The sequence below is a fragment of the Bacillus sp. FH genome (genome assembly GCF_052216825.1).
Lineage (GTDB): Bacteria > Bacillota > Bacilli > Bacillales > Bacillaceae_G > Bacillus_A > Bacillus_A paranthracis.
On the sequence record NZ_JBQOUU010000001.1, the window covers coordinates 1,787,811 to 1,802,978 of the forward strand.

Here is a 15,168-nt window from a genome sequence, read left to right on the forward strand (position 1 = left end):
CTCATCTCCCCCTTACTTATGAATACGAACTGTCACATTCATGCCAGGAACAATATTTACTGATTTGCTATGATCTAAAGAAATTTTAACTGGTACTACTTGTGTTACTTTCGTATAGTTCGCTGTTGCGTTGCTTGATGGTAACATAGAGAATGTGTTCGCTGTTGTTAAGCCAACTTGTTCTACTTTTCCTGTTAACGTTGTATCTGGGTATGCATCTACATACACATCTACATCTTGACCTTTTTGAACATCATCAACATCTGTTTCTTCAATATTTGCTGTTACCCATAAATTGTTCATATCAAATGCATAAGCGATTGGGCTACCTGCTCCAACGAAAGCATTTGTTGTTGCGTTTGATTGTACAACTGTTGCATTTTGTGGAATTGTTACATCTACTGTTTGTTCTCCATTCGCTGCCGCTACAGTGACAGCACCTAATTTATCATTCTCGTTGTAGTTCTTACCTACTTCAGCTTTCCAGTCAGTTAATTTCCCTGCTACTGGTGATGCAATCGGAATTACCTTTCCATCAATTTTTGCATTGTCTGTTTTTAAGTAATTTTCCGCTTGATTGTAATAGTAATAACCGCCAATACCGCCACCAACTAGTACAATTAATGTGATAATGTTGATAATCACCATTCTTCGAAACTGATTCATTGCATTCCTCTCCTTATATCGCATATAATTTTTTTCTAGACTATTTACGTCCTTATTGTTTAGATTGTTTAATTGTTAATTATATTAACTTTTAAACAAAAAAATCACACCATCTGCGGTGTAAATCGAAATTTATCTACCTGCAAGCGGTGCTGATTTCTGAAGGACTATCGTTTATAATTATAAATAATTATTTCAAATCTACAACCGACAATTTACGTATGAAATGTCGCTTAAACAACAATATAATACCAATATGTTGTTTAAATACAGAAAATTAAACGAGGGGAAATAAAAATGTCTATTAAAAATACAAATGATCCACGTGTAAAACGGACGAGACAACTCATACAGGATGCTTTTGTCGCTTTAGTAGGCGAAAAAGGGTTTGAAAATGTAACTGTTCAACATATTGCAGAACGTGCTCCTGTAAATCGCGCTACGTTTTATAGCCATTACCACGATAAATATGACTTACTAGACAAAAGCATTGAAGAAATGTTAGAGAAGCTAACAGAAGTTATTAAACCGAAAAATAGAAATAAAGAAGATTTTCAACTTACATTTGATTCACCACATCCAAATTTCTTGTCTTTATTTGAACATATCGCAGAAAATGCGAACTTCTATAACGTCATGCTTGGTGATAAAGCTGCCGGAAACTTTACGTATAAAATGATGAAAGCCATTCAAACACATTTAACATTAAGCCTCTCTATTGCACAGCCTAACGATGAAAAACTAATGGTTCCACGTGACATTCTCCTTAGTTATGTTACTGGTGCCCATCTCGGCATGATTATGTCATGGCTAAAAAAAGGGATGATATATACCCCGCATTTTATGGCCATGCAATTAACTCGTTTAATCATTTTAGGGGCTCATACTGCCGCAGGATTAGAACGACCTTTTTAAAACACAAAAAAGCGAAGGAGAGGCTCCTTCGCTTTTTCTATTAATTAAATGTAATGTTATGTACAGCCTCTTTATCAAGACGTTTAATAACTTCTACAATTAACTTCACTGCATTTTCATAATCATCACGGTGTAACATTGCCGCATGAGAATGAATGTAACGGGTTGCAATCGTAATTGCCATAGACGGAATACCATTTACAGCAATATGAATTGCACCTGCATCCGTTCCACCGCCCGCTACTGAATCATATTGGTATGGAATTTGTAATTCATCAGCAACATCAACTACAAAGTCACGTAAACCTGTATGGCCAATAACAGAAGCATCATATAAAATGATCTGTGGTCCATCACCCATTTTACTTTGCGCTTCTTTTGACGTTACACCCGGTGTGTCACCAGCAATACCAACATCTACCGCGAACGCGATATCTGGTTTAATATAGTTTGCAGATGTTTTTGCACCACGAAGACCGACTTCTTCTTGTACAGTCCCTACGCCATATACAACGTTTGGATGCTTTTCATCTTTTAATTGTTTTAATACGTCAATTGCAATTGCACAACCAATTCGGTTATCCCATGCTTTTGCAAGTAACATTTTTTCGTTCTTCATCACTTGGAATTCAAAGTAAGGTACAACTTGATCTCCTGGTCGTACGCCCCACTCCATTGCTTCTTCTTGGCTAGAAGCACCAATATCGATGAACATGTCTTTAATTTCAACTGGCTTTTTACGCGCTTCTGGAGGTAAGATATGCGGTGGTTTTGAACCGATAACACCTGTTACATCTCCTTTACGCGTTACAATTGTTACGCGCTGTGCAAGCATAACTTGTGACCACCAGCCACCAACTGTTTGGAAACGAAGGAAACCTTTGTCATCAATTTGCGTAATCATAAAGCCAACTTCATCTAAATGACCTGCAACCATAATTTTCGGGCCGTTTTCTTCCCCTACTTTTTTCGCAACTAAACTTCCTAAATTATCAGTAGAAAGTTCGTCCGCAAACGGCTCAATATATTTCTTCATTACTTCGCGTGGTTCACGCTCGTTACCCGCAATACCACGTGCATCTGTTAATTCTTTTAGCATTGTCAATGTCTCGTCTAATTTTGTCATTGCCAACACCCTCCTTTTTCTTCAGTCACTTCATTATACAAAAGGAAATTGAAATATTCAAAAATTAACTTAGTATCCTTGTGTTTGACGCTGATGATTTACTTCGTTTTTATCTAAATATGCCTTTTCAATCTCTTCTTGTTCAAACTCAAGTGCTTGTCCAAGTCGAAGGTAGCTTGTAAATAATTCAATATAGTTCGTAATAGATGGTTGATCTGTAAAACGAATCACCTTCGCATACGTGTCTAAGAAAATTTCTACTTGTGTTTTATTCGTCTGTGCACACTTATAGAATAAGAAGTTTTTATCAATACCTAAATCAATTCCGATTGATAAAATAAAATGTAAGCCATCTACGTATTCTTCTAGTATGACTTCACGTTCTGATGCTGGTTTGTTGCTCCAATATTTAAAACAACGTGTTTCATTTGCAAGTTCTCCAATTTCTACAAGAAGAGCTAACATTTTCTCTTTTAACAATTTTTTCGGTTGTAAGTCATGTTCTTTCGCAATACGGTCATCTAATTCTTTTTGTAATTTAAATAGTTGTAGTAAGTCCACTCTATTGTCCTCCTCCAACATCGCATTTTACGCAACAATGTTGTTTCATCTCAAAGTTCATTATTATTTTTCGTTTCTTATTAATAAGTCAGCCATTTACCTCTTTACACAAAATAGCTTGTCCTTAATTTACAAATACGTTTCAATCATCACGATTAGATTGTTCACTCCGATTGGTGATAGTTAATAATTATCCAGGAATTGCCCACTATTAAAAATATTATTTTATCTGATGAAAGTTCCATATCATCTTTCCATTATAGCAGTGTCGTTTCAGGTAGGAAAGATACTCTTCTTTCCAGAGGATGATAATTAAAAGAAGCCAGGAGAATTCTCCTGACTTCATATGCATATTCTTCTATATTGCTATAACTTTTATATTGATTTTGTCATATCGATAACGACACACTTCTCTTTGCATACAAATAAAAAAACCTTAGAAGAAAAATCTTCTAAGGTTTCAACTAATTAATTAGTTAATGTTGTTTTTTGCAACTGTTGCTAATTCAGCGAAAGCTTTTTCGTCATGAACAGCTAAGTCAGCAAGCATCTTGCGGTTAACTTCGATGCCAGCATTTTTAAGACCGTGCATTAAGCGGCTGTAAGAAAGACCATTCATACGAGCTGCTGCGTTGATACGTGTAATCCATAATTTACGGAAGTCACGTTTCTTTTGACGGCGGTCACGGAATGCATACATTAGAGATTTCATAACCTGTTGGTTAGCAACCTTGAATAATGTATTTTTTGAACCGTAGTAACCTTTTGCTAATTTAATTACTTTTTTACGACGTTGACGAGTAACTGTACCACCTTTTACTCTTGGCATAATATTACCTCCTAATTGTTCTATATATCAGCCGAACTTATTTTAAGTTGTCAAGCATTTGACGAATGCGTTTGAAGTCACCAGCGCTTACTACACCAGCTTTACGTAGTTTACGTTTAGCTTTTGTAGATTTGTTAGCGAATAAATGGCTTGTGTAAGCGTGAGAACGTTTCAGTTTACCTGATCCAGTCTTTTTGAAACGCTTTGCAGCGCCGCGATGAGTTTTTTGTTTAGGCATAGGTATTTCCTCCTCTATCTATTACTTATCGTTTTTCGGTGCTAAAACTAAGAACATACTGCGTCCTTCCATTTTAGGCTTAGATTCGATTGTACTAACTTCAGCACAAGCTTCTGAGAAGCGATCTAAAACACGTTGACCGATTTCTTTATGAGTAATGGCACGTCCTTTAAAGCGAATTGACGCTTTAACCTTGTCGCCTTTCTCTAAAAACTTGATAGCATTACGAAGTTTTGTGTTAAAGTCGTGTTCATCAATTGTTGGACTTAAACGAACTTCTTTCATGCTAATTACTTTTTGATTTTTGCGCTGTTCTTTTTCTTTTTTCTGTTGCTCAAAGCGGAATTTACCGTAGTCCATAATGCGGCATACTGGCGGTTTCGCATTTGGAGCAACTAATACTAAATCAAGATTAAGATTTGCAGCTAAGTCTAAAGCGTCATTACGAGACTTGATTCCAAGTTGATCGCCATTTGCACCAACTAAACGTACTTCGCGTGCACGAATTTGCTCGTTAATCATCATATCCTTGCTAATAGTAAGCCACCTCCAAGGTTTTCTCAGAACATAGTTTGTAGTCATAGAACCCGACAAAAAAAGTGCGGGCATACGACACCCACACTTGTAAAATCTTAAGTAAGAAATACATTTACCTGTAAACTGCGAATGCGTCCATCAGGTGAGAAGCGGGTGCTTCTACTTGTTCCACAAAACAATATTCTATTATCCTTGATGAGTTTATCATAGGACATGACGTCTGTCAAGAAGACGCAATGTGTTTTACTAACAACAAGAAATATTGTAACAAACAACTAACATACTTGCAATACTTTTTTACGATAAGTGTTACATGGTTTTTTTTTCTAATTTCCCTTACTCATATTACATAGAAAAGCCGCGGTATACCGCGGCTTTTTCTTATCGTTTTCCTTCTACTTTAATCATATCAACAAAAGCATCTAATGCGATTGTTTCTGATTTTTGTTCACCGTATTTACGTACGTTTACGCCGTTTTCAGTTACTTCATTGTCACCTACTACAAGCATGTACGGAATTTTTTGCATTTGTGCTTCACGGATTTTGTAACCAATTTTCTCTTCACGAGTATCTAATTCAACACGGATACCAGCACGGCGTAATTCGTCTTGTACTTTCTTCGCATAGTCTAAATGTACTTGCGGAGAAACTGGAATTACTTGTACTTGAACTGGAGCTAGCCAAGTTGGGAATGCACCTTTGTATTCTTCAATTAAGAAGGCTACGAAACGTTCCATAGTAGATACAACACCACGGTGAATTACAACTGGACGGTGTTGTTTACCGTCTTCACCAACGTAAGATAGTTCAAAGCGTTCTGGAAGTAAGAAGTCTAATTGTACAGTTGAAAGTGTTTCGTCTTTTCCAAGAGCAGTACGAACTTGAACGTCAAGTTTTGGACCGTAGAATGCCGCTTCACCTTCAGCTTCATAGTAATCAAGACCCATTTCATCCATAGCTTCTTTTAACATACCTTGTGCTTTTTCCCACATCTCATCATCAGCATAGTACTTTTTAGTATCTGCTGGGTCGCGATAAGATAGACGGAATGAGTAGTTCTCTAAACCGAAATCTTTGTACACTTCTAGAGTTAAGTTTACAACACGTTTTAATTCTTCTTTAATTTGATCTGGGCGTACGAAAATGTGAGCATCGTTTAAAGTCATTCCGCGTACACGTTGTAATCCAGATAACGCACCTGACATTTCGTAGCGGTGCATTGTTCCAAGTTCCGCAATACGGATTGGTAATTCACGGTAGCTGTGAATATCGTTTTTATAAACCATCATGTGGTGAGGGCAGTTCATCGGACGAAGAACTAACTCTTCATTATCCATTTCCATTGATGGGAACATACCATCACGGTAGTGGTTCCAGTGACCCGAAGTTTCATAAAGCTCTCTGCTTCCTAGTACTGGAGTGTATACGTGATCATAGCCTAAGCTTGCTTCTTTATCAACGATGTAACGCTCGATAATGCGGCGGATTGTTGCACCCTTTGGTAACCAAAGTGGTAAACCTTGTCCTACTTTTTGGCTATTAGTAAATAGTTTTAATTCTTTACCTAATTTACGGTGATCGCGCTCTTTCGCTTCTTCAAGCATACGTAAATGCTCATCTAATTCTGCTTTCTTAACGAATGCAGTACCGTAAATACGTTGTAACATTTTATTATTGCTATCGCCGCGCCAGTAAGCACCCGCAACGCTTAATAATTTAAATACTTTAATTTTCCCTGTAGATGGAAGGTGGACACCACGGCAAAGGTCGAAGAATTCGCCTTGCTCATAGATTGAAATAACTGCATCTTCTGGAAGATCGTTAATTAAATCTAATTTTAACTCATCGCCGATTTCTTCAAAACGACGAATTGCTTCTGCACGTGGTACTTCATGACGAACGATTTCTAAGTTCTCGTTCACAATTTTTTGCATTTCTTTTTCGATTTTCTTGAAGTCTTCAACTGTAATTGCTTCTTCCATATCAATATCGTAGTAGAAGCCATTTTCAATTACTGGACCAATGCCAAGCTCAACCTTAACATCTTTATATAAACGTTTTAACGCTTGCGCTAAAAGGTGAGCTGTTGAGTGGCGTAAAATATATAAGCCATCTTCAGAATCTAATGTAATGATAGAAACTGCACCATCTTCTTCGATTGGTGTAACAAGATCAATCATCTCATCATTTAATTTTCCAGCCACAGCTTTTTTCTTTAAGCCTGGGCTAATAGAAGCTGCGATTTCTTCAGTTGTTACGCCTTTTGGAAACTCCTTCACAGCTCCATCAGGGAAAGTAATTTTAACTACATCTGCCATCACTGGTCACTCCTCTTTTTCTCAAAATAAAAAACACTCATCCCGTAAAAAGGGACGAGTGTTGAATTCGTGGTTCCACCCTTGTTCCAATTAACATAATTGTTAATTGCTCAAGTTCAACATAACGGTGTTGTCCGTTAGCAATTACTAGAAAAACCGTTCACTGCTAAAGTTTAGAGGTGGTAAGTAATAATCCCGTACTAGGAAGCTCACACCCTAAGGCTTCCCTCTCTGAAAATCGTAGAAAACTACTCATGTCCTCATCATGACATTTCAATATATTTCATTTATGTAGGTAATTATATGCTCAAAAACTTAGAAAATCAAGGGCGTTACCTTTATTTTTTAAATTTTTCACATTGCGCTCAAACTCATGTAATCCATGTAATTGTACCCGTTCTTGAAATACATTTCGCAAAGTAATAATCATATTATGGTCTTGTTCTTTCGTATACAAATAAATTTTTTTCGGCGAAATAGAAAGAAGTGGTGCAATTACTTTCGTATCAATATATACATCCTTTTGTTTTAATAAGTCTTCATCTATATATTGAACCAATTTCTCTTGTTTTAAACGTCTACCTTTATCATCATAGAAAATAAAACTTTCATCAAAAATAAGATGTACACATGACAAACGTGATTTCCGGCTACGGACTTGTTGCCGGAGCGTCTCAATAAACATTTGATATTCTTGTTCTAACTTATACTCATCAATTGCCACTTCAGCAAGCTTAGCTACCATTTCCCTATATGTACGAAGACGAAAACGAACATATGATGAAAACGAGAATGAAAGCGGATCACAAAGCCAGTTATTTAAAGAGGATTTAATATATGATTCAAATGTGTGACGTGTTAATTCACGAGCAATTCCTTTTCTTCTTCCTTTTAAAATCTCTTGTGCCATATGCAATATTTGATGGCACTCTTCCTCTTCTTCATAAAAAAACTTCTCTTTTAAGATTGTATATATCCACTCATTTTGTTTCACATTCACAATGAAATATACCATTACTGGCAATAAAATCTTTTCAATATAATTTGATTCACATACTGGTATGTGAATCACCACTTTTTGTTCCTGTAAATACACACTCGTTTCCTTATATAACAGTTCCGCTCTTTTCAATAGTTGTCTATATACGTGCATAGCATCATTTTTTTCTTCGAAGCAAATTTCAATCACTTTTGTCCCCCCTTTTATCCCTGCTCTAAAGGACTGTATCTATACGTTACAAATCCTATAAGAGTCCGTCCCGCGTGAAAGTTCACTCTTAGTAGAATTACATTTCTTATTGTTAGAAAATCCACTCGATATGGCTTGCTAATTTTATATATATTAAGGGAGGGAGAAAAAAATGATACAAGCTACTAGGAATTTTCAATAAGAACTTTTCATTTTATCATTCGGCTACTTTAAAAAGCGTTTAACTACAAAAGAAGAGCAAGCTTCTCAGCTTGCTCTTTACTTATGACGACGGTTTTTCCCGCCAATCGGAATTGGTTTCGCCAAATATTTAATTCGCTCCATAATACGAGCTGCTTTCATTTCTTCCGCTTCACCGCGCTGCGTATATGTTAAATGATGTTCTAGTTGTTTAAAATCAAAGTTAGACGTAAAGAACGTCGGTAAGTTTTCTAACATACGGAATTGCAAAATTGCACCGAGTACATCATCACGCACAAAGCTTGACATCGCTTCTGCTCCAATATCATCTAACATTAAAACTTGTACGCGTTTCACCGCATCAATCTTTTCCCCAATCGAATTATCTTGAATTGAACTTTTAATTTCACGTAAAAATTCAGGGAAATATACGAGCATTGAACTTATTTTCTTTCGAGCCAGCTCATTCGCAATTGCTCCTAATAAATACGTTTTCCCTACACCAAATTTACCGTACAAATATAAACCTTGTACTTTTTTACCAGGTTCATATGTACTTAAAAATTCATTAGCTGCACCAATTGCATCAATACGCGCATCTAAATCTGAAGGGTCTAAGTTTTCCATCGTTGCTTGTAAAATATCAGTTGGCATATATACACTTTGAACGAGCTTTTCATATTTCTTCCTCTCGTCATATGCTACTTTTCTAACGCAACGATCATATTGAATATCAATCATCTTCCCTTGGATAACGAGCTTTGGCTCATATCCTTGCAGCATGTTTTTACACGAACCTAGATCCGGACAATCCGCGCAACCTACACTTTGTCCAATATATTCGTATAATTTCACAAGACTGCGTTCAATCATAGACGTTGTTACTTCCCCTTTATGTTCGTCTATAAATTCTTTCACACGCGGATGTGCCATTACTTCCGCCTTTAATACTTCATATCTATTTTTAAAATTTTCATTTTCCATTAACTTTGCAAATGAATTTTGAATATGCTCCATTTTCTCACCTCAAAGAGCGTTCATTCTCTTCTATTAATCACGCTTATATTTTTTTAACACTTCTTCTAATCGTTTTCGTTCGTCCTCTAACGTACTCGCACCTTTTTCAGCACTTACATCTTTTTTCACAGTTTCTTTCTCTTGTTCTTTCGGCTCTTCTTTCAACCAATCTGGTACCATTTCTTTTCGTACCGTTTTCTTCGACGTACGGCCTTTCTTCTTCGTCTCAGCCCATTCTTGATATTGACGGTTTTCTTCTTTCGCTAACGCCATTGCTTCAGCTACTGTGCCGACCTTTTTACGTGCCCAATGTCCAGCAATCTTCTCCACATACGTTTTCGCAAGTTTCATATCTGAGCGTAGCATAACGTAATAAATAAGTACATTCACAACACCTGGTGTTAACTTTTGATTCATCATTACATCTTCAACGATTTGCAAGTCAGCCTTCGTTGCCTCTGCACCGCCAGAGATTTCTTTCAATAGTTGTTTTGGTGAGATTTCCTCTAACTGTTTGATTAACATCTCTTCTTGCGTAGAAGGCTCTTTTTCTTTCATCATACGTGCAGCGTGAGGCTGTACTCTTTCACTTAATACAGGTAACGCTTGGCCGTTTTCGAACTGATACCAATCACGCGCTCCTTTTCTAAGCCTTTCGATATCAATTGTCTGCAGCTCTGTCACCGCACCAAGAACGATATTTTGCATCGATAACACATCTACATCATACACGTAAGCAAGTGTAATGACACATTCTCGCACTTGATCTGTAATCGCCTTTTTAGGAACAAGAGCGGACAAGCCATCTACAAATAAGGAGAAATCAAAGAAATCATTCCAAACTTTTGGAGCGTCTCCCTTTTCATTACTTGGCATAGCTGTCGTTTTTGGAATACGAAGGTCTTCTTGCGCATGCTCAAGCTGCCCTGGATTAAACGAACCAAACACATCATTAAAAGAACGCGTAACATTTTCATAAGATGCAAAATCAAATTCTTCTTCTAAGAAATAATGCTTTACTTGATTATATTTTGTCCGACTCAATCGATTGTATAAAAAGATACTTAAAACAATATCATCAAAAAACTGCTTCGGAGATAAAGGTGGTTGCAGCTCATATATAAACATTCGAATATCTTTTTCTTTCTTAATATATACTTTCAAAAGTCCAATTGCCTCTAACTTTACTCGTTCCTCATATACTTCAGGAAGCTGCATTTGCATGGTCACCATAAGGGAATGATGCGTATTCTCTTTTCCAAATACACGATCTTGTTCTAACTCTCCCCATAGCGTCATGTACAAGCTAAAAGCTCTACTACCTATTAACGGCTGATATAACATCGTTAACACTTTTCGGTCGTAATTATGCAATAATCCTTTCGCACTTACTTTATAACGATCAATCGGCAATAGCTCCATCCATGACTGTTTTTCCATTCTTGCTTTCCTTTCTCTCATCCAATCTTCACTATATAATTTATTAGCGAAAAAGAGCTATTAGCTTTCGCTTCTAGCTCTCTTATCTCATTACTTACGGTATGTAAAGAGAATACGATACAGATTCTACTCTCTTTCTTTTTGCAGTATATCTTTTAATTCTTCAATAAATACATTTAAATCTTTAAATTGGCGATATACAGAAGCAAAACGCACGTAAGCAACATCATCGATATCACGTAGTTCTTCCATAACAATTTCACCAATCATATCACTTTTCACTTCTGATATACCTAAATTACGAAGTTCACGTTCCACACTTTGAGTCACTTCTTCTAATTGTCTTAAAGATACTGGTCTTTTTTCACACGCTTTAATTAAGCCACGTAAAATCTTTTCTTTATTAAACTCTTCTCGTGTTCCTTCTTTTTTTACAACGATAAGAGGTGACTCTTCCACTCTTTCAAATGTCGTAAAGCGGCTTAAACAGCTTTCACACTCTCTCCTTCTTCGAATAGAGCGCCCCTCGTCTACCGGACGCGAATCTAACACTCTTGTACCATTATGAGAACAGGATGGACAACGCAATATATTCACTCCTTTACACTATACTCTTTATTTTTTCTCTACTTACTTCATCTGACAATATATATACATTATTATATAACTCATTTTAACTCTCTTACCACTTTAAGTTTAAGCGCATTATTATCTCGTTTAAAAAAATACGATGATAGATGCGTTGTTAACTTATTCGTAAGAGCTCCATTTATTCAACTAACGAGTACATTATATTTTCCCTTTTTTATAAACTAAAAAAGAGGTGCATTATACACCTCTTTACATTTTAAATCAATTATGTTCTTTTTTAAAGAGCTTTTGTTTCTCTCTGCTTAATTTCGAAGCTACCAGTGCCTCGAGGAAGCTCGATGCTCTCACGCGTTTTCGCGTTTAAACCTTCTGCAATATATTCTGCAGCAACATTTGGATCAATACGATCCCCACAAGTATAAACATCAATACTTGCGTAACCGTGCTCCGGAAAGCTATGAATTGTTAAATGTGATTCCGAGATAATTACTACTCCACTTACACCTTGTGGTGCAAATTTATGGAAAGCAACCTCACGCACTTCAGCACCAGCTCTTAGTGCTGCATCCACAAATAATTGTTCAATATACGGCATGTCATTAAGCTTGTCGAAATCGCAATCCCAAAGTTCAGCGATCACGTGACGACCCATCGTATCCATAGTATCCATTCTACAGTTCCCCCTTGTAAATTTATTCTAACTGTTCGAATTGAAAACTAATTTGCAATTTGGCTTGCTCCACTACCACGGGGGAAAGTTAGTCCAGAGAGGTCCTAACCCTTTAAGTAGTGACTACGTACCTCAGCTCTTAAGTTTACGAGTGTTAGTATACTTTGTTTATTTTCATTTTGCAACAACAGTTTTTTCGATTTTCTGTCATATTTTCCTCTTTACTTTTCCCTAAAAAAAATAAATGATTCACAAATACAGTAACCCCAACGTTTCGTGGTATGTCCACTTTCAAAAATATACTCCTATAATTTTTTTCCTTTTCAGAAAAAAATAAAAAAGAGGGCAAATCTTCCACTTGCCCTCTCCCTTATTCACTTAAATATGTTGCACATTTTCTTGCTTCGCTAATTCGTCAACAACTAACGTTACAAGATCTACAACACGACGAGAGTAGCCCCACTCGTTATCATACCAAGCCAGCACTTTCACTTTACGATCACCCATTACCATTGTAGATAAACCATCAATGATAGCTGAGTGTGTATTTGTATTAAAGTCAATAGATACTAAAGGCTCTTCGCTGAATTCTACAATGCCTTTTAACGCACCGTTTGCAACAGTTTTGAATGCATCGTTAATAGCTTCAACTGTCACATCACGTTTTACATCTACTACTAAGTCAACAAGAGACACGTTTGGTGTTGGTACACGAAGTGCCATACCGTGAAGTTTTCCATTTAAATGCGGAAGAACTTTTGCTAGCGCTTTCGCAGCACCTGTCGTTGTCGGAATAATTGATTGTCCGCAAGCACGTGCTCTTCTTAAATCTTTATGTGGGTTATCAATATTTTTTTGGTCATTTGTATAAGCGTGAACTGTCGTCATTAAACCGTTTTCAATTCCAAACTGCTCATCTAACACCTTCACAACAGGTGCTAAACAGTTTGTTGTACAAGATGCATTTGAAATAACAGTATGTTTTGTAATATCTAATTGGTCTTCGTTCACACCTACTACAATTGTTACATCTTCATTTTTACCAGGCGCTGTTAAAATAACTTTTTTCGCTCCAGCTTCAACGTGAAGAATTGCTTTTTCTTTTGAATTAAATTTACCAGTTGCTTCAATTACAACTTCAACACCTAAATCTGTCCAAGGCAATTCCTTTGGATCGCGGTTGTTTAAAAGGCGAATCATTTTCCCATCAACTAATAAGTGATCTTCAAATGCTTCTACTGTTCCGTCAAACTTGCCGTGAACTGTATCATATTTAATTAAATGTGCTAACGTTTCAGATGGATAGCTTGCATTGATTGCTACAATTTCGAATGCGCTTTCTTTTATTGCCTGACGAAATACCATTCTCCCAATACGTCCAAATCCATTAATTGCCACACGAGTCATAATATGTTATCCCCCTTGAATGCGTTATACTATTTATCTCCAATCCCAATAATAGTATAACACAAAAAGGGGATATGTCACTAAGCATTTTCATTAATTTCACAATTTTTTAGTCAATAATGTTCCATTTCTTTAAAATCCCCTGTAATTGTGTTTTCGTTCCCATAATTGTGCCATCATTATTTATCACTTCATCTGCATGTTTCACTTTTTCTTCTAACGGCATTTGAGATTGAATACGAGCTGTCGCTTCTTCTTCTGAAAAATTATTTCGCTTCATTAAACGTTCTAATTGCGTATGTGGCTTAACTGCTACAACTAAAACGCGGTCAACGAGACTTGTTAATTTACTTTCAAATAAGAGAGGAATATCTAACACAACCGCTTGCATACCTTCTTTTATGTACATTTCCTTTTGCCTATTCATTTCCTCACGCACTGCAGGATGAACAATTTTGTTTAACTGCAATCGTTTCTCTTCATTATAGAAAACGACACTTCCTAGTTTTGGACGATCTAGTTCTCCATCTTCTTGTAATACTTCTGTTCCAAACACTTCTACAATTTTGTTATATGCTGGCTTTCCTCGTTCTACAACTTCTCGCGCAATAATATCTGCATCAATAACTGGTATATTTAGCTCGCGAAACATTTGAGATACTGTACTTTTTCCGCTTGCAATACCTCCCGTTAATCCAATTACTACTGTCATCATATAATCCTCCTCATAATTAAAGGCGCGAAACTAATGTTCCACGCCCGTACTTACATTTTCCAAATTCCAATAATAATGAGTAATACCCCAGGCAGGAATGTAAATTTTTGCAACCATTTCATATTTGATAAAACCGTTCCAAGTTTCATTCCAATAAATAAAAACAAAGAACTCATCACTGCAACTAATATCGCCATCATAGCAGGTGCATACCCTAATAAAGATGCACCAATTCCAGCACCAAATGAATCTACAGAAAGAGCGATACCAAGAAGTAACGCTTCTCCTGCAGAAATGGTGCCTGATTTATCGAAATCTGCTACAGTCGGTTTCCGTAAAATTTGAATGACTAACCCAAGCGAGGCAATCTCTAATTTCCATACCTTCTCCTCTTGCTTCGGTTCTTCTTTTTTCTCACTTCGAAAAAATTGGTATAATACCCAAATTCCTATTCCAATAAGAACAAGCCCACCGATACGCGTTGCGATAACAGGTGAAAATACTTTCGCGATCATATGTCCAATTCCCATTGAAACAAGCATAACAGCCGCTGAACACATTCCGATAATTACAATTGATCTTAGTGGAATTCTTACGCTTCTTAAACCATATGTTAGCCCTACACTACAGCTATCTAAGCTTAATGTAAAAGCTAATAAAATAAGAGATAAATAAAGGTACATCGGTAAGCTCCTCCCTTATACATAGCTCTGCTGTATGTATATGACAAATGCCTATCCGATGTTA

The 15,168-nt window shown here is 36.5% G+C and carries 16 protein-coding genes and 2 other annotated features; of the genes, 1 reads left to right on the top strand and 15 read right to left on the bottom strand.

The annotated features are described in order from the left end of the window. Positions 1-12: 12 nt before the first annotated feature. Complete coding sequence (locus ACTT1L_RS09475; protein ID WP_001071404.1) at positions 13-666, bottom strand: HlyD family secretion protein; 654 nt, start codon at positions 664-666, stop codon at positions 13-15. Between the two features lie 297 nt (positions 667-963). Here ACTT1L_RS09475 and ACTT1L_RS09480 point away from each other — a divergent pair, with 297 nt between their 5' ends. After that, on the top strand, positions 964-1,581 hold the full coding sequence (locus tag ACTT1L_RS09480) for a TetR/AcrR family transcriptional regulator (RefSeq protein ID WP_000023670.1): 618 nt from the start codon (positions 964-966) through the stop codon (positions 1,579-1,581). A 40-nt stretch (positions 1,582-1,621) separates the two neighbouring features. Here the strand turns inward: ACTT1L_RS09480 and ACTT1L_RS09485 are convergent, their stop codons facing one another. From ACTT1L_RS09485 to ytaF, 14 genes are all read right to left on the bottom strand, one after another. Then, positions 1,622-2,707, bottom strand: a complete 1,086-nt coding sequence (locus ACTT1L_RS09485) for a M42 family metallopeptidase (RefSeq protein ID WP_000163568.1) — start codon at positions 2,705-2,707, stop codon at positions 1,622-1,624. A gap of 69 nt (positions 2,708-2,776) precedes the next feature. Next, a complete protein-coding gene (locus tag ACTT1L_RS09490; RefSeq protein ID WP_000365050.1) occupies positions 2,777-3,268 on the bottom strand; it encodes a dUTP diphosphatase in 492 nt (163 codons plus the stop codon). A gap of 472 nt (positions 3,269-3,740) precedes the next feature. Further along, positions 3,741-4,097: a 50S ribosomal protein L20 gene (rplT, locus tag ACTT1L_RS09495; RefSeq protein WP_001138362.1), complete on the bottom strand. Its 357-nt coding sequence runs from the start codon at positions 4,095-4,097 to the stop codon at positions 3,741-3,743. 37 nt (positions 4,098-4,134) lie between these two features. Further along, positions 4,135-4,335 carry a 50S ribosomal protein L35 gene (gene rpmI, locus ACTT1L_RS09500; protein WP_001125945.1) on the bottom strand — a complete coding sequence of 67 codons (201 nt, stop codon included), beginning with the start codon at positions 4,333-4,335 and terminating at the stop codon, positions 4,135-4,137. 21 nt (positions 4,336-4,356) lie between these two features. Next, a complete protein-coding gene (gene infC / locus ACTT1L_RS09505) occupies positions 4,357-4,860 on the bottom strand; it encodes a translation initiation factor IF-3 (protein WP_000973214.1) in 504 nt (167 codons plus the stop codon). A gap of 62 nt (positions 4,861-4,922) precedes the next feature. Beyond that, positions 4,923-5,043 (bottom strand) — a sequence feature (ribosomal protein L20 leader region). A 210-nt stretch (positions 5,044-5,253) separates the two neighbouring features. Beyond that, positions 5,254-7,191, bottom strand: a complete 1,938-nt coding sequence (gene thrS / locus ACTT1L_RS09510) for a threonine--tRNA ligase (protein WP_000786083.1) — start codon at positions 7,189-7,191, stop codon at positions 5,254-5,256. A 47-nt stretch (positions 7,192-7,238) separates the two neighbouring features. Then, positions 7,239-7,467: a binding site (T-box leader), on the bottom strand. A gap of 31 nt (positions 7,468-7,498) precedes the next feature. Beyond that, the gene (ytxC, locus tag ACTT1L_RS09515; protein ID WP_000569618.1) at positions 7,499-8,380 is read right to left on the bottom strand and encodes a putative sporulation protein YtxC; all 882 of its coding nucleotides are present in this window, start codon (positions 8,378-8,380) and stop codon (positions 7,499-7,501) included. A gap of 279 nt (positions 8,381-8,659) precedes the next feature. Continuing rightward, positions 8,660-9,598 carry a primosomal protein DnaI gene (gene dnaI / locus ACTT1L_RS09520; RefSeq protein WP_000400101.1) on the bottom strand — a complete coding sequence of 313 codons (939 nt, stop codon included), beginning with the start codon at positions 9,596-9,598 and terminating at the stop codon, positions 8,660-8,662. A gap of 33 nt (positions 9,599-9,631) precedes the next feature. Further along, positions 9,632-11,038: a replication initiation and membrane attachment family protein gene (locus ACTT1L_RS09525; RefSeq protein ID WP_000415042.1), complete on the bottom strand. Its 1,407-nt coding sequence runs from the start codon at positions 11,036-11,038 to the stop codon at positions 9,632-9,634. Between the two features lie 126 nt (positions 11,039-11,164). Then, on the bottom strand, positions 11,165-11,626 hold the full coding sequence (gene nrdR, locus ACTT1L_RS09530; RefSeq protein WP_001203687.1) for a transcriptional regulator NrdR: 462 nt from the start codon (positions 11,624-11,626) through the stop codon (positions 11,165-11,167). Positions 11,627-11,906: 280 nt separating this feature from the next. Further along, complete coding sequence (gene speD, locus ACTT1L_RS09535) at positions 11,907-12,290, bottom strand: adenosylmethionine decarboxylase (RefSeq protein ID WP_002003660.1); 384 nt, start codon at positions 12,288-12,290, stop codon at positions 11,907-11,909. A 387-nt stretch (positions 12,291-12,677) separates the two neighbouring features. After that, on the bottom strand, positions 12,678-13,706 hold the full coding sequence (locus ACTT1L_RS09540) for a glyceraldehyde-3-phosphate dehydrogenase (protein WP_000198972.1): 1,029 nt from the start codon (positions 13,704-13,706) through the stop codon (positions 12,678-12,680). 109 nt (positions 13,707-13,815) lie between these two features. Further along, positions 13,816-14,418, bottom strand: a complete 603-nt coding sequence (gene coaE / locus ACTT1L_RS09545; protein ID WP_000219295.1) for a dephospho-CoA kinase — start codon at positions 14,416-14,418, stop codon at positions 13,816-13,818. A 53-nt stretch (positions 14,419-14,471) separates the two neighbouring features. Further along, positions 14,472-15,104, bottom strand: coding sequence for a sporulation membrane protein YtaF (ytaF, locus tag ACTT1L_RS09550; protein WP_000281751.1), 633 nt, complete (start codon positions 15,102-15,104; stop codon positions 14,472-14,474). Positions 15,105-15,168: the final 64 nt, after the last annotated feature.

What these genes read in the sequence shown, in the direction of transcription:
- ACTT1L_RS09475 (WP_001071404.1), bottom strand. Translation starts at nt 666, where the DNA reads ATGAATCAGTTTCGAAGAATGGTGATTATCAACATTATCACATTAATT.
- ACTT1L_RS09480 (WP_000023670.1), top strand. Translation starts at nt 964, where the DNA reads ATGTCTATTAAAAATACAAATGATCCACGTGTAAAACGGACGAGACAA.
- ACTT1L_RS09485 (WP_000163568.1), bottom strand. Translation starts at nt 2,707, where the DNA reads ATGACAAAATTAGACGAGACATTGACAATGCTAAAAGAATTAACAGAT.
- rplT (WP_001138362.1), bottom strand. Translation starts at nt 4,097, where the DNA reads ATGCCAAGAGTAAAAGGTGGTACAGTTACTCGTCAACGTCGTAAAAAA.
- rpmI (WP_001125945.1), bottom strand. Translation starts at nt 4,335, where the DNA reads ATGCCTAAACAAAAAACTCATCGCGGCGCTGCAAAGCGTTTCAAAAAG.
- infC (WP_000973214.1), bottom strand. Translation starts at nt 4,860, where the DNA reads ATGATGATTAACGAGCAAATTCGTGCACGCGAAGTACGTTTAGTTGGT.
- thrS (WP_000786083.1), bottom strand. Translation starts at nt 7,191, where the DNA reads ATGGCAGATGTAGTTAAAATTACTTTCCCTGATGGAGCTGTGAAGGAG.
- dnaI (WP_000400101.1), bottom strand. Translation starts at nt 9,598, where the DNA reads ATGGAGCATATTCAAAATTCATTTGCAAAGTTAATGGAAAATGAAAAT.
- ACTT1L_RS09525 (WP_000415042.1), bottom strand. Translation starts at nt 11,038, where the DNA reads ATGGAAAAACAGTCATGGATGGAGCTATTGCCGATTGATCGTTATAAA.
- speD (WP_002003660.1), bottom strand. Translation starts at nt 12,290, where the DNA reads ATGGATACGATGGGTCGTCACGTGATCGCTGAACTTTGGGATTGCGAT.
- ACTT1L_RS09540 (WP_000198972.1), bottom strand. Translation starts at nt 13,706, where the DNA reads ATGACTCGTGTGGCAATTAATGGATTTGGACGTATTGGGAGAATGGTA.
- coaE (WP_000219295.1), bottom strand. Translation starts at nt 14,418, where the DNA reads ATGACAGTAGTAATTGGATTAACGGGAGGTATTGCAAGCGGAAAAAGT.
- ytaF (WP_000281751.1), bottom strand. Translation starts at nt 15,104, where the DNA reads ATGTACCTTTATTTATCTCTTATTTTATTAGCTTTTACATTAAGCTTA.